Here is a 12,982-nt window from a genome sequence, read left to right on the forward strand (position 1 = left end):
GGGATGGCAAAACATGAAGAAGACAATTCTCTCAACGGCAGATGTTGCACGCCTGTTCAATGTCACGGAAACAACCGTGAAAAGGTGGGCCAATGAAGGCACACTCAAGTGCATGAAAACACCCGGCGGACACCGCAAATTCGAGATGAAACATGTCGTGGAATTCGCCCAATCACTGAACTTCGAGCCGGCCGGTACGCTCAGTCTGACGCAGGAAGATACGCTTGCCGAGAGAATTCAGGTTGGCGTACTCTCGCGTGACTTTGCAATCCTAAAAAACGCGTTTGTTGAAAAGGCGCTCGGAACGGGGAAGAAGGATCTGTTTTCCTACTTCTCCTATTTGTATCAACATCGCATTCATTTGTGGGAGTTGTTCGATCTGGTGATCGGCCCGGGCATGACGGAAATCGGTGCCCGATGGGCAAGCGGCGAACTTGATGTGAATGCCGAACACCGGGCGTCGTACGAAACGCTGGAAGCGCTGGCGAAGCTGCAAACGCAAATCAACACAAAGCAACGAAAAACCGGCTTCCGCGTAATCTGTGCTTGCCCCGGTGAAGAACAGCATGAAATCGGCCTTCGATGCTCGTCGTATGTTTTTGAATCAGAAGGTTGGATGACACACTATTTTGGCGCCCGGACTCCCTATGAGTCCATTCTCAACGGCGTACGGACCCTCAAGCCGACAGCCGTGTGCCTTTCCATCACGACGGAGTCGGATGACAAGAGGGAAATCCAACAACTGCACAGTATGTTGAAAGAGCTGCATGATCTTCAACCCAACATTCTGATCGGGGGGAGAGCGGTTCAACAAAATGGTCACGCGCTGCTTGAATATGCCTCACTGTATCGCAATTCTTTTGATTTGATGGCAGCTATTCAAAACCTCGAAATGAAAATCGGGCCAGTGTCAAACTGAATAACACGCATTTCTTTTCAACAAAGGAACGATGATTGGTTTTCTTGACATCCAGGAACTTCACGAAAACTATCGGCAATGCCGGTTGTACACGCGGCACTATGCAAAGACATTCTATTTTGCTTCACACATGTTGCCACGTGAGAAACGCCTTGCAGCGTATGCAGTGTATTCGTTCTGCCGCTACGCCGATGAGATAGCAGACCATGGAGCGGCAATGGGGAACCATGTCCGGGCCCGGCGACGACTTGATGATTTGAGAAATCAGTTGAAGTATGTGTACAACAACTCACCGGCGATGGACGCGAAACTGCTCGCATTCCGGGATACGGTGTTTCGCTATGCAATTCCGCAGGACTACTTCATGGACCTGCTTCGCGGTGTTGAAATGGATTTGGAGAAGAAGCGGTTTGCGGATTTCTCAGAGCTCAACGATTACTGCTATTGTGTTGCCTCTGTTGTCGGGCTGATGATGACGAAGATTTTCGGAGTGTCCGATGATTCAGCGCTGCGACACGCGGCCGACTTGGGGACTGCAATGCAACTGACCAACATCCTGCGGGATGTTGGAGAAGATTACCGGCGTGGAAGGATTTATCTGCCCCAAGATGAGTTGGCGACGTTCGGATATTCGGAACGTGAGCTGAAGGACGGTGTCGTTAATCGGAATTTCAAACGATTGATGGAATTCCAGATTGACCGGGCCCGACGATACTATGAATCTGCTGAACAGGGCATCCCGCTGCTCACAAATGACGGTTCGCGCTTCTGCGTCCGGCTTATGAGCACGACGTATGCGACGATTCTACCGAAGATAGAGAAGAACTCGTTCAACGTCTTCACGCTGCGTGCCAGTGTCCCGTTCGCACAGAAACTCGGCATTGCTCTGTTCGCGGCGGCAGGCTTCTCAAGAAAACATCAATCAGCGGGCCGTACGAACCTTGAACCCTTCAGCCCTATACCCGCGGAGCAAATGTGAATGCAGCGATGAAAGTTCACGAGCGCCACGCCGGAACCGGCAGATACGAGTTCTTCAAATCGATCATCCGTGAGAGGATATCCTCTATACTGGCAGAGGTAAAGCCGCGAACATTGCAACGTGCAATGGAAGAATCCGTGTATGGCGGCAAGATGATTCGTCCAATCCTCGTAATGCTATCCTGTTCTGCAGTCGGGGGAAGCGAGCATGAAGCAGTTGATGCAGCAACTGCAATCGAATTGCTCCATACATCATCCCTCATTCATGATGATATTATGGATGATTCGCCGTTGCGGAGGGGCGTGCCGACAATCCACACGACGCATGGCGTACCGATGGCGATTCTCGCAGGAGACGCATACATCGCCCTCGCTTTTCAGTTGATGCAGATGCACAATGGAGTGAACAGGGAGCGCATTCTGAATGTATTTGCGGATTCATTCCGTCATGTGTGTGAAGGTCAGGGCTACGACCTCTGCTTGTCGCTCGTCAACTGTGCAGAAGATGATGCTCACTCACTTATGGTGGAGAAGAAGACAGCAAAACTCATGCAATCGGCAACCGAGATCGGGGCAATGATCGGGACATCCGATCAAGAACATATTCAAGCCCTTTCATACTACGGATACAATCTTGGAGTGGCGTTTCAAGCACAGGATGATTTACTCGATGCAACCGGCGATGAAGAACGGATGGGCAAACCCGTTCTGATAGATGTGAAGAACGGGAGAAGCACGTATGTGACTTCGGACGCATTCACGATAGCAGTTTCTGACAATCGTGCTGATGCAATTCATGCGACGAAGTACCTTGTTCAGAAGTACACGCATGAAGCATGTTCGTCGCTCGACCGGCTGCCGCCATGTGAAGCAAATGAAATGCTCCGGACGTTGGCAAGATCACTGATGAGTCGGGAGGCTTAGGCAAGTGCCGGCAAACAAGCGGTACAATCGGGTAGTTGTCTGGATGCGTCGGGCGATGCGTGTCAGCGACAATACTGCCCTCTATGCGGCAATGCAGGATGCCAACGAGATAGTCCCTGTCTTGTGTTTGAACACGGAGAAGCGCTACGAATCCGAAACACCCAGAAGACGTTATGTCCGATCAGCAATCGCTTCGCTGGACTCCGAGCTTCGATCACGACGCTCACAATTGTTCGTCCTCTCCGGCGATATTGTGGACGAGCTTCCACGATTTGTACGGGAGGTCGGTGCCGAGATGGTGTATGGAGTGGATGTGTACGATCCCTTTTCTCTCTATCGTGATCAGCAACTTCGACGAAGTCTTTTTCAGGTGGGGGTCGAACTGGTATTGCTGAAAGACCGGGTGATGTTTGAGAAGAAGGAAATCCTCAATCAATCAAAGCAACCGTTCAAAGTCTTCACCCCGTACAAAAAAGCGTGGCTTGCGTTCAGCGACTCAATTCCCCCTCTGCTTCCGGAGATCAGGACTATTTCTTCGCCTCCGGATGCCGATGGCCGTTTCTCACTCAGCAGGCAAAGAACGTTTGCCTCCGCTCATCGGGATACTGAAACAGTCGCCCTCAGGCAGCTCCGGCAATTTGTCAAGGAGAAGATCCTCTCCTACAAGGACAAAAGGGATTATCCGGCGATCGATGCAACATCAAAACTTTCGGCAGCTCTTTCGCTTGGAGTTGTTTCCATACGGCAGGTATATCGGGAGGCAATCGAACAGAAAAAAAATGCCGACAAGCGTGGCAAAGAACATATCGACACGTTCATCAGCGAGTTGATCTGGCGGGAGTTCTACTATCAAATACTTGCAAACTATCCTCATGCTGCCGAGCGTTCATTCAGGGATGAGTTTGAAAAGTTGGAGTGGAGGGAGAATCAGAAGCATTTTACAGCATGGTGTGAAGGCCGTACGGGGTACCCGATTGTTGATGCGGGAATGCGGCAACTTGTTCAGGAAGGATGGATGCACAACCGGGTTCGCATGATCGTTGCATCGTTTCTCACGAAAGACCTTCACATCAGCTGGCAATGGGGCGAGAAGTTTTTCCTCGATCACCTCTGTGATGCTGATATTGCTGTGAATAACGGCGGGTGGCAATGGGCGGCGGGAACAGGAACGGACGCTTCGCCGTGGTTCCGCATCTTCAATCCGGTTTCGCAAGGAAAACGATTCGACCCGACCGGCGACTACGTCAGGAAATATGTTCCGGAATTAAAGAACATTCCCTCGGAGTTGATTCACTCGCCCTGGACGATGGATGCCAAGACTGCAAATGGCTTCGGTATCGGCAAAATATACCCCGCGCCGATTGTTGATCATGCGGCGGAACGGGATGTCACAATTGACATCTACAAAAATGCAGCGTCACGCAAGTAATCTGACACAACTTCTGAATGTATAGCATGATTCGGTTCACTCTCATCTTGGTAAGCTCGTTCATCGTCATGGAGTTCGTCTCCTACCTTGCGCACCGGTTTGTATATCACGGGTTCGGCTGGATTTTCCACAAGAGTCACCACGAACCGCGCCACGGCATCTTTGAATGGAACGACATCTTCCCGATGATCTTTGCTGCCATCACAATAAGTCTGATGATGTTCGGCCTTGCAGATCCGAGCCGAAGCGACATTGTTGCACTGAGCATCGGCATTACCTTGTACGGGCTTGTGTATTTCTTCATTCACGATCTGTATGTTCATCGCCGGGCAAAATGGATGCGGCTGCGCATTCCCTTTCTCCTCAAACTCAAACAGGCACACGCCATTCATCACCGGTATGGCGGCGAGCCTTACGGCTTATTGATGTTCTTCAATGCTGAAAGAGTGCAGAAGGAACATGTTGACGAAGACGAGGTCGTGTGAAGAAGGTCGTCATCATAGGTGCAGGGCTCGGCGGGTTGGCGGCAGCCATCCGGTTGGCGCAGTACGGCTACAGCGTGACGATCGTCGAGAAGAACGAGCGGGTTGGCGGCAAAATGGATATCGTCCGTCGCAACGGCTATACGTTTGATACCGGACCATCCTTGCTGACAATGCCGTCTATCATCAAGGAATTGTTCACTTCAGTCGGCGAAGCAATGGAGGATCACATCACGTTGGTTCCTGTAGATCCGATTTGCCGCTATTGGTTCTCGGACGGAGCAACGTTGGATGCGTCGGGTAATCTCAAGACAACAGAAGAAGAAATAGCCCGGCTAAGCCCCTCGGATGTTGAAGGGTTTCGAAAATTCATTGCGCACGGGGAGAGAATCTACAAGGCATCAGCGGACACATTTCTCTTTCAGCCGTTCGGTTCCCTTGACGTCAAGTGTATTCTCGGTAACATCAAGCGTTTGCCGGCTGTCGCAAAGCTGGACGCGTTCAGGACGCTGGACGATGCGGTCGAATCATTTTTTGCCGATTCGCGGTTGCGGCAACTCTTCAACCGTTTTGCCACGTACAACGGCTCCTCGCCGTATCACGCTCCGGCAACACTGGCAATCATCCCGTACATCGAATTTGCATTCGGCGGCTGGTATGTGGAAGGCGGAATGTACAAACTGGCAGCGGCGCTCGAAGGCTTGGCAAAGAGAAAAGGCGTACGGATTCAGAGATCATTTGAAGTGAGTAACATCGTTGCAGAAGGCAAGAGAGCAAAGGGGATTCTGTCGAAATCGGGCGGGATGATACCTGCTGACATTGTGATCAGCAATGCTGACGCGTTGTACACGCACAAAGAATTACTGAATGGAAGTCGGGGGAAATTCGAAAGCGTAGAACCGTCTCTCAGCGGGTTTGTGCTGTTGCTGGGAATCAGGAAGATATTCCCCCAGTTGAAGCATCACAATGTATTTTTCTCAGCCGATTACAAAGACGAATTCGATGTGATGTTCAATCACCTCAAGCCTTCTCCCGACCCGACGATTTATATCTGTCAGACATCTCTGAGTGACAGTTCGCACGCCCCTGCGGGATGCTCGAACATATTTGTATTGGTGAATGCCCCCCCGCTCCGTTGTGCCGGAGCGGACAGTTCACGGGAGTATCTGTTTGATTGGGAGAAGGAGAAGCACGAGTATCGCAATCTGATACTTCGAAAACTGTCGGCACTCGGACTCGGTGATATTGAGAAACATATCGAGTACGAAGAGATCATCACACCGCTTGATTTTGAGAGACGCTACAATGCGTATCGCGGTTCAATCTATGGCACATCATCGAATAGCAGAATGGCCGCTTTCCTGCGTCCTCCCAACAAATCTGCGGAAGTGGAAAACCTGTACTTTGCAGGCGGGAGTTCGCATCCGGGAGGGGGAATTCCGCTGGTTCTGCTTTCCGGTAAAATCGTGGCGGACATGATTCAACAACAGCATGGCCCGGCATGACATGACAATCAGCGTAACGCAATTCGTGAAGGCACCGCATGAATCCGTACGAGAGTTCTATGATGATGTCAAGAATTTGAAACGGATTTCCCCGCCGTTCCCGCGTCTTCACATTGAGGCCGATGACACGCGTGTAGTTCAAGGAAGAGAGTTCCGGATTACGCTTGACTTCCTGGTATTCAGTTTCCACTGGAACTCCGCAATTGAGCGTGTTGTACCGGGCGAGTATTTTGTCGACACGTTCCGCGGAAGCGTGTTCCGGTTCTGGAAGCATACGCACAAGTACGAGTCTGAAGGTACGGGTACCCGCTTGACCGATGTTGTCGAGTGCCGGCCTGTGTGGTGGTTTGCGCCCTTTGCCTTCCCGGCAGTCCGGTTGTTGTTTATGTATCGCAGGCGGGCGATTGCAGAGGTGTTGGGATGATCGAAGCAAACAAAAACGTTGCGTTCAAAACGGTATTCAGTTTGTACAATACCCGGCTTCTCCGCAGGCATTTCTTCAGGGTTCATCTCGGAGGATTGGAACATATCCGGCAACTGGATCGAACGCGACCGGTTCTTTTCATCGGGAACCATTGTTGTTGGTGGGATGGATTGATCGAGTATCATCTCGCAACAGAAGTGCTGGATGCTGACATTTATCTCATGATGGAAGAACGGCAGATGGTCCGCTACAGATTCTTCCGGTGGTTGGGGGCGTTTTCCGTGCGGCGCGAGTCCCCCCGATCGTCCGTCGAGTCAATGCAATACGCAGCCTCATTATTCGACACACCGAACCGCTTTCTCTGGATGTATCCGCAAGGGGAGATGAAGCCGAATGATGTTCGTCCGTTGGGTTTCTTTCCCGGAGCTGCCCGTATTATTCAAATGGTGGGACGTCCTGTCCAGGTCGTTCCGTTTGCCCGTCGCTACGAATTTCTGATGGAACAACGCCCCGAAGCATTTACCCTCTTCGGAAAACCGATGCTCGTCGATCCCGCACAGGATTTCAGGGAGACGACTGAACAATTCGAGCATGCCGTGACAGGGTTGCTGGATACGCTGCGCTGCAAAATTGCGGACTCAGACATGAGTGGCTTTAAGACAGTTCTGAAAGGCAGCGCTTCCACAAATAACAAGTATGACGCTGTGAGAATGAAATGACCTTGTCCGATTATCACATACTCATCTTGTGCTTGCTTCTGTGCATGGGGGCAGTTGCAGTTCTCAACATCTATACCTTCGGCAGGATCCGGCCATCCCAAAAACCGCAACACCGCCGGATGGTTTCAGTTCTGATTCCTGCCCGAAACGAAGCGCAGAACATCGGGGTGTGTCTTTCCGGACTTGCCGGTCAGGACTATCCCGAATATGAGATCATCGTGCTTGATGATAATTCACACGACGGAACGGCGGCAATTGTTCAACAGTGGGAACGCACGGATTCTCGCGTCAGGCTTGTTCGCGGTGCTCCGTTACCTCCGGGTTGGGTGGGAAAGTGTTTCGCATGCCATCAGCTTGCGCAACAAGCCCGGGGTGAACTGCTGTTGTTCACAGACGCCGATACGGAACATTCACGCTTCAGCATATCGGCAGCGGTTGCGGCAATGGAGCGCTCACGAGCGGATTTGCTGACGGTGATTCCGTTTCTCAAGCTGAAAACATTCTGGGAAAAGACGGTGATGCCGATGCTTCATTTCACAACGTTTTGCTTTCTGCCGTTTCCTCTCGTCAGCGCATCCCGGAATCCGAAATTTGCGATGGCGAACGGACAGTTCATGCTGTTCAAGCGAAGCGTGTACGATGCAATCGGGGGACATGAAGCGGTCAAGGATGCGCTTGTTGAAGATGTGTGGCTGTCGCGGCTTGTCAAACAGCGCGGCTACCAACTCCGGATAATGGATGGCGTCAGGATTGTTTCATCACGTATGTACCGATCGTTCAATCAGATTTGGCAGGGATTCTCAAAAAATTTCTTTCCCGGTTTCAAATACTCGCTTCCGGCGATAGCTGCCGTAATTTTCTTCAACGTCGTCACCTCAATTGCCCCGTTCGGCTTTCTCGTTATGTTGTTCTTCTCGTCTGAAACTTTTGAATGGACCCCGATTGTTATCAGCCAGGTAAGTCTCATCCTGGCGATTCGGCTGTTGATGGCTCAGAGGTTCAAGATGAATCTTCCGGCAACACTCTTGCATCCCGTGGGGATGGCAGTGGTAGCAGGCATAGCAATCAACTCGGTCCGATGGGCATTGTGGAGCGGCGGATTGCGATGGAAGGGGAGAACATACAATTTCCGGAGCGGGAATGCAGTGTCGTAATCAGTTGGATTCTTTCATGTATTAAGCGTACAAGGAGTAGCGTGGGAGTACTGATTTTCTTGATTCTGTTCAATAACAGTTCTTTTGTTGTTGATGTTACGACAACAACTTCCTACACAGTTGACCTTTCCCGCGAAGCGTTACGGGGTTATGTGGACGACATCGGGTTGTTTGCCCGCCACATGCCGGGTGTGGTTTCCGTGAAACCGGTAGGCGAAAACACCTTTCTGTATCAAACGGAAAAGCAGATTCCTCTCGCGGGAAAAATGAGCACGGATTTCCTGATTGCGAAATCCGTTGTTGGGGATTCGATGACACTCTACCGGTCAGTCAGCATCGACGATCCGAATTACATGTCTTGTGCCGTCACAATCAAACCGGAAACAGAGAACTCGACGCAGATTCATATCCGGTTGCGGCTCCGGCTGAGCAGAAACGCCGGGTCGGAAATCCACTGGCTGGCTCCGGTTCTTGGCGAGGCGTTCATTGAATCACGAATGCGTGCTGATATGGAGAGTATGTTAGCGACATTTATTGCAAGCTCGAACAAGGAACTCTACAGTCATCTCTCCAATCAAACGTCGCAACGCAGATGAGCGTATTCCTTCAGCGCCGGTTTCTTGCATTCTCAGCTGGCTTTTCGCGAAGGCGGGAGGAAGAGGTTTTCAAGCAGGTATTTCTTCTTACCGGTTTTCTTTCCGTGTGCGGCCTTGTGTTCGTTGCCGGAGGGCTTTTGCCGGATGAGTTTGCGTGGTCGGCTTCAGTGATTATCATACTCCACGGAACTGTTACGTTTGTCTCGGAACTGCGGGCACGATCATTCGCCCGCAATGCCTTGATTTTCTTTGTGTTAGCAGGCGGTACATTTGCAGTAGAATATGTTGGAGTGACAACGGGATATCCGTTCGGCGCGTACACCTATACCACTACCCTCGCTCCGCTGCTGTTTGACGTTCCCGTAGCAATTGGTTTTGCCTGGTACGCAACCATCATGAATACCCGGAGAATTGCGGAATGGATTCATGGAACCGTCCCTCTTCTGCAAATTGCCTTTACTGCCTCGTTGCTGACGCTTGCGCTTGATATCGCGCTCGAACCGATGGCATCGGCCATCAACCGCTACTGGCTGTGGAACGACGGCGAAGTTCCTGTACAGAATTACATGAGCTGGTTCCTGATCGGATTTGTCTGTGTAGCCGCAATCCGGGCAACGGGGGAACGTATTCCTGTCGCCCGGAGTCTCCCGATGCAGATTGTTGCGTTAACGGTCTATGCGTTGCAGTTGGTACTTTTTGTCATCACTGATCTGGTACACGGGTTTGCATCGGCAGTTGGATTTTCGCTTCTTTTTGTGGCTGTGGCAATTATTTCCGGTTACCGGCACCGATGGCATCCGGCGCGTAAGAGTGCGGAGGAAGGATGAAGTGGGAGTACCTGACAGTATTATGTGCTACGGTATTCGTCCCGTTGATTCTCAGTCGGGATAAAAATCTCAACTTGAGCAAGCACAAGCTTGTGTTACTCAAAGTGATTCTCGCAGTCTCGATTCCGTTTTGGATTTGGGATGTTGCGGCAACAGCTCGAGGGCATTGGTCGTTCAATCAAGCCTTTACGCTCGGTATTGATTTTCTGGGTCTTCCGCTGGAAGAGTGGCTGTTTTTTATGGTGGTTGCGTTCGTCTCCGTGTTTGTTTGGGAATCGACAAAGTATTTTATGAGGAGGACGTGAAGGAATACACACTTCTTGCCATAGGTTCGGGTCTTGTTGTTATTGTGCTTGATGTATTCATTCTCAGAACAAAAATTCTCGGGACTAAGGTCTTTTGGATGTTCCTTTGTGTCATGTATGGATTCAAGACGGTAGTAAACGGATACCTGACCTGGAGGCCGATTGTCATGTACGGTGACGAATTCTATCTGGGTGTGCGGTTGTTTACGATTCCGGTTGAGGATTATCTCTACGGCTTCAGTCTGATTACACTATCCGTAGTGTTGTGGGAATACTGGAGGATCAAACAACGAGTTGAGTAATAAGATGAGTGAATATACATGAACGTCCACACGTTGACGCGGGTTCAGACTCTCGACTATCCGATTGATGAAGTATTTGAATTCTTCCGCTCGCCGGAGAATCTTGCACGCATCACACCGCCGTGGCTGAATTTCAGAATTCTCACGCCGCTGCCACTGGAAATGCATCGGGGGACATTGATTGACTATACCGTGAACTGGTTAGGAATGCCGGTTCGTTGGACAACAAACATTGTGGAGTTCAATCCGCCTCACCACTTCGTCGATCTGCAAATCAGCGGACCCTATTCTTTTTGGCATCATACTCATACATTTCTCGAACAGAACGGTAAGACGGATATGCGTGATGAGGTTCGATACGTTCTTCCTTTTGGTATTTTCGGAGAGGCGGTTCACCGATTGATTGTTCGGCGTCAGCTTGAGGAGATTTTTGATTACAGAGAGAGGGCCGTACGTCGGCAGTTTGCGGAGCCCAAGATAGTCAGGCAGTATGTTCATTCGGAGCAGGAGGAGGTTTTATGAAGATAGTGATAGCTGGCGGTACGGGATTCATAGGCAGGAATGTGATGGAGCATTTTGCAGCGTCCAGCCATTCGGTTGTCTTGCTAAGTCGGAATCCGGCTGCAGTCAAGGTGCCTCAATGGCCCAATGTTCATGTAGTGAAATGGGACGGCAGAACAGCTGGAGCATGGTACTCGGAAATCGAGGGTGCTGACGCAATCGTCAATCTTGCGGGCGAGTCCATTGGCGGAAAACGTTGGACATCAAATCAAAAGCAGAAGATTCTCGAAAGTCGCATCAATGCAACGCGTGCCCTCATCGAATCAGTCAACCGCGCAAAAAAGAAACCTCCTGTTCTCATTAACGGCTCGGCAGTTGGTTACTACGGGCCTGTTGAGAGTGATGACGTGACCGAATCGCACGCTCGCGGTAATGGCTTCCTCGCCGATGTATGCGAAGCGTGGGAACGCGTGGCACTGTCAGCGCAACAATACGGTACGCGGGTTGTACTGTTGCGAACTGCTGTTGTCATCGGAGGAGGCAGCGTTGCCCTCGAAAAACTCTCACTGCCCTTCAAACTGTATGTTGGCGGGCCGATCGGCTCGGGAAGACAATGGTTTCCGTGGATTCATGTGAACGATGTCATGCGTGCCATACAGTTTGCAATTGAATCCGAGTCCATCTCCGGCCCTCTTAATCTTGCGGCCCCCGAACCTTCAACAATGAAGCAGTTCTGTCGGGCGCTTGGCAAAGCAATGCAGCGGCCATCCTGGGCGCCGGTGCCGGGGTTTATTCTGAAGATCGCTCTCGGCGAAATGTCAAGTATGATTCTGACGGGACAAAAGGTTGTTCCCTCTAAGCTTCTACAACACGGGTACTCATTTATCTTTCCAAAATTAGATGGTGCGTTAGGAGATATTTTTTCATAGATTTTCAGGCATCAAGCTGAGGTAGGGGCGGTTGGAAGGGGGGCATCGCGTTGTCTCACTCATCGTTCTACAAGAAACCACATCCGCCTGTCGTGAACTACATTCTCAATACCGCGAAGCTCGTCTTGCTCGGCGGTATTTCCCTCCTCATTTTCTACGCTATCGGGTATGCGGTTGCAGCCCAGGAGGGGGCGTGGCTTGCTGTCATAGTCTGGGGTTCGCTTGTCGCGGCACTATACGGGTTGGCCGACAAGATGGTCGTGAAGATGTGCAGGGCCGAATTGCTGACCGTATATCACAATCCTGTTTTGTTCAAGATCGTGGGTGAAGTATTCACGCAAACGAATCTCCCGATGCCCAAGATTTACATGACGCCTGAAGATGCGCCCAACGCCGGTTCGGTGGGATTCAAGGCGAAGAAAGCTGGATTGCTGTTCACGGACGGCGCTGCGAAACTCCTGAACAACGACGAGCTTCGCTGCACAGTTGCCCACCAGATTATTCAATTGCGTCGCGGCGATACGGCGGTCGGAATGGTGGTCGCAGTGTTGGCAATGATGATGGGAATGACCTCCCGATTTGCGCGGGAGAAAGCGGCGGCAAACGATTCCGGATCACGAAAAGGGGGTTTCCTCCGGTTTGGATTTCGCGGAGCAATGGTTTTTCTGGCTCCGCTTGCCGCCTACTCGACGAGAGTTGTTTTGAACATGAAGCGCTTCTATGCAATCGATACGGCGGCTTCCCGTGCGGGCAACCCTCACGACATGGCAAATGTCATTCGAACGATGGAGAAAAAGAAACATCTCTTTCCGACACTCTTACCCCCTGCGGTGGGGCACCTGTTTGTGGTTAGCCCCGTCCGCTCGATACCTGTTCTCAGTCTCTTCAAATCCCACCCCCCGATGGAAGTTAGGATTCAGCGCCTTGCTGCACTGCAACGGGCAACACAAGGATTTCGTTCCATGCAAAGTTCACAATAGGGCGTTAC

General features: G+C 51.1%; 16 protein-coding genes. All 16 read left to right on the top strand.

Translation table 11 applies throughout. The features are described 5' to 3' along the window. Nucleotides 1–13: 13 nt before the first annotated feature. From KF749_01930 to KF749_02005, 16 genes are read left to right on the top strand one after another with little or no spacing between them, the layout of a single operon-like run. Nucleotides 14–919, top strand: coding sequence for a helix-turn-helix domain-containing protein (locus KF749_01930; protein ID MBX2989906.1), 906 nt, complete (start codon nucleotides 14–16; stop codon nucleotides 917–919). A gap of 31 nt (nucleotides 920–950) precedes the next feature. Beyond that, nucleotides 951–1,898, top strand: coding sequence for a phytoene/squalene synthase family protein (locus KF749_01935; GenBank protein ID MBX2989907.1), 948 nt, complete (start codon nucleotides 951–953; stop codon nucleotides 1,896–1,898). A gap of 8 nt (nucleotides 1,899–1,906) precedes the next feature. After that, nucleotides 1,907–2,821: a polyprenyl synthetase family protein gene (locus KF749_01940; GenBank protein MBX2989908.1), complete on the top strand. Its 915-nt coding sequence runs from the start codon at nucleotides 1,907–1,909 to the stop codon at nucleotides 2,819–2,821. 4 nt (nucleotides 2,822–2,825) lie between these two features. Continuing rightward, nucleotides 2,826–4,250, top strand: a complete 1,425-nt coding sequence (locus KF749_01945) for a deoxyribodipyrimidine photo-lyase (protein ID MBX2989909.1) — start codon at nucleotides 2,826–2,828, stop codon at nucleotides 4,248–4,250. 26 nt (nucleotides 4,251–4,276) lie between these two features. After that, entirely contained in the window at nucleotides 4,277–4,735 is a 459-nt protein-coding gene (locus tag KF749_01950; GenBank protein MBX2989910.1) for a sterol desaturase family protein, read from the top strand. Further along, on the top strand, nucleotides 4,732–6,237 hold the full coding sequence (crtI, locus tag KF749_01955; protein MBX2989911.1) for a phytoene desaturase: 1,506 nt from the start codon (nucleotides 4,732–4,734) through the stop codon (nucleotides 6,235–6,237). The genes KF749_01950 and crtI overlap by 4 nt, the downstream gene beginning before the upstream one ends. 1 nt (nucleotide 6,238) lies before the next feature. Further along, on the top strand, nucleotides 6,239–6,661 hold the full coding sequence (locus KF749_01960; protein ID MBX2989912.1) for a hypothetical protein: 423 nt from the start codon (nucleotides 6,239–6,241) through the stop codon (nucleotides 6,659–6,661). Next, entirely contained in the window at nucleotides 6,658–7,380 is a 723-nt protein-coding gene (locus tag KF749_01965; GenBank protein ID MBX2989913.1) for a lysophospholipid acyltransferase family protein, read from the top strand. The genes KF749_01960 and KF749_01965 overlap by 4 nt, the downstream gene beginning before the upstream one ends. Further along, a complete protein-coding gene (locus KF749_01970) occupies nucleotides 7,377–8,534 on the top strand; it encodes a glycosyltransferase (protein ID MBX2989914.1) in 1,158 nt (385 codons plus the stop codon). The genes KF749_01965 and KF749_01970 overlap by 4 nt, the downstream gene beginning before the upstream one ends. 41 nt (nucleotides 8,535–8,575) lie before the next feature. Then, nucleotides 8,576–9,130 carry a hypothetical protein gene (locus tag KF749_01975; protein ID MBX2989915.1) on the top strand — a complete coding sequence of 185 codons (555 nt, stop codon included), beginning with the start codon at nucleotides 8,576–8,578 and terminating at the stop codon, nucleotides 9,128–9,130. Continuing rightward, nucleotides 9,127–9,957: a carotenoid biosynthesis protein gene (locus tag KF749_01980; protein MBX2989916.1), complete on the top strand. Its 831-nt coding sequence runs from the start codon at nucleotides 9,127–9,129 to the stop codon at nucleotides 9,955–9,957. The genes KF749_01975 and KF749_01980 overlap by 4 nt, the downstream gene beginning before the upstream one ends. Then, nucleotides 9,954–10,262: a lycopene cyclase domain-containing protein gene (locus KF749_01985; protein MBX2989917.1), complete on the top strand. Its 309-nt coding sequence runs from the start codon at nucleotides 9,954–9,956 to the stop codon at nucleotides 10,260–10,262. The genes KF749_01980 and KF749_01985 overlap by 4 nt, the downstream gene beginning before the upstream one ends. Then, a complete protein-coding gene (locus KF749_01990) occupies nucleotides 10,259–10,564 on the top strand; it encodes a lycopene cyclase domain-containing protein (GenBank protein ID MBX2989918.1) in 306 nt (101 codons plus the stop codon). The genes KF749_01985 and KF749_01990 overlap by 4 nt, the downstream gene beginning before the upstream one ends. Before the next feature lie 18 nt (nucleotides 10,565–10,582). Further along, nucleotides 10,583–11,086 (top strand): SRPBCC family protein, encoded by a 504-nt coding sequence (locus tag KF749_01995; protein ID MBX2989919.1) that lies wholly within the window; start codon nucleotides 10,583–10,585, stop codon nucleotides 11,084–11,086. After that, the gene (locus tag KF749_02000; GenBank protein ID MBX2989920.1) at nucleotides 11,083–11,994 is read left to right on the top strand and encodes a TIGR01777 family oxidoreductase; all 912 of its coding nucleotides are present in this window, start codon (nucleotides 11,083–11,085) and stop codon (nucleotides 11,992–11,994) included. Before KF749_01995 ends, KF749_02000 begins: the two co-directional genes overlap by 4 nt. A gap of 50 nt (nucleotides 11,995–12,044) precedes the next feature. Next, complete coding sequence (locus KF749_02005; protein ID MBX2989921.1) at nucleotides 12,045–12,974, top strand: M48 family metalloprotease; 930 nt, start codon at nucleotides 12,045–12,047, stop codon at nucleotides 12,972–12,974. Nucleotides 12,975–12,982 lie beyond the last annotated feature (8 nt).

It is taken from the genome of Bacteroidota bacterium (assembly GCA_019637975.1).
Lineage (GTDB): Bacteria > Bacteroidota > Ignavibacteria > UBA10030 > UBA6906 > CAADGV01.

Bases quoted from the DNA above. Each gene is read 5' to 3' on its own strand.
- KF749_01970 (MBX2989914.1), top strand. From the start codon at position 7,377: ATGACCTTGTCCGATTATCACATACTCATCTTGTGCTTGCTTCTGTGC.
- KF749_01985 (MBX2989917.1), top strand. From the start codon at position 9,954: ATGAAGTGGGAGTACCTGACAGTATTATGTGCTACGGTATTCGTCCCG.
- KF749_01965 (MBX2989913.1), top strand. From the start codon at position 6,658: ATGATCGAAGCAAACAAAAACGTTGCGTTCAAAACGGTATTCAGTTTG.
- KF749_01935 (MBX2989907.1), top strand. From the start codon at position 951: ATGATTGGTTTTCTTGACATCCAGGAACTTCACGAAAACTATCGGCAA.
- KF749_01950 (MBX2989910.1), top strand. From the start codon at position 4,277: ATGATTCGGTTCACTCTCATCTTGGTAAGCTCGTTCATCGTCATGGAG.
- KF749_01980 (MBX2989916.1), top strand. From the start codon at position 9,127: ATGAGCGTATTCCTTCAGCGCCGGTTTCTTGCATTCTCAGCTGGCTTT.
- KF749_01960 (MBX2989912.1), top strand. From the start codon at position 6,239: ATGACAATCAGCGTAACGCAATTCGTGAAGGCACCGCATGAATCCGTA.
- KF749_01930 (MBX2989906.1), top strand. From the start codon at position 14: ATGAAGAAGACAATTCTCTCAACGGCAGATGTTGCACGCCTGTTCAAT.
- KF749_02000 (MBX2989920.1), top strand. From the start codon at position 11,083: ATGAAGATAGTGATAGCTGGCGGTACGGGATTCATAGGCAGGAATGTG.
- KF749_01995 (MBX2989919.1), top strand. From the start codon at position 10,583: ATGAACGTCCACACGTTGACGCGGGTTCAGACTCTCGACTATCCGATT.
- KF749_01940 (MBX2989908.1), top strand. From the start codon at position 1,907: ATGAAAGTTCACGAGCGCCACGCCGGAACCGGCAGATACGAGTTCTTC.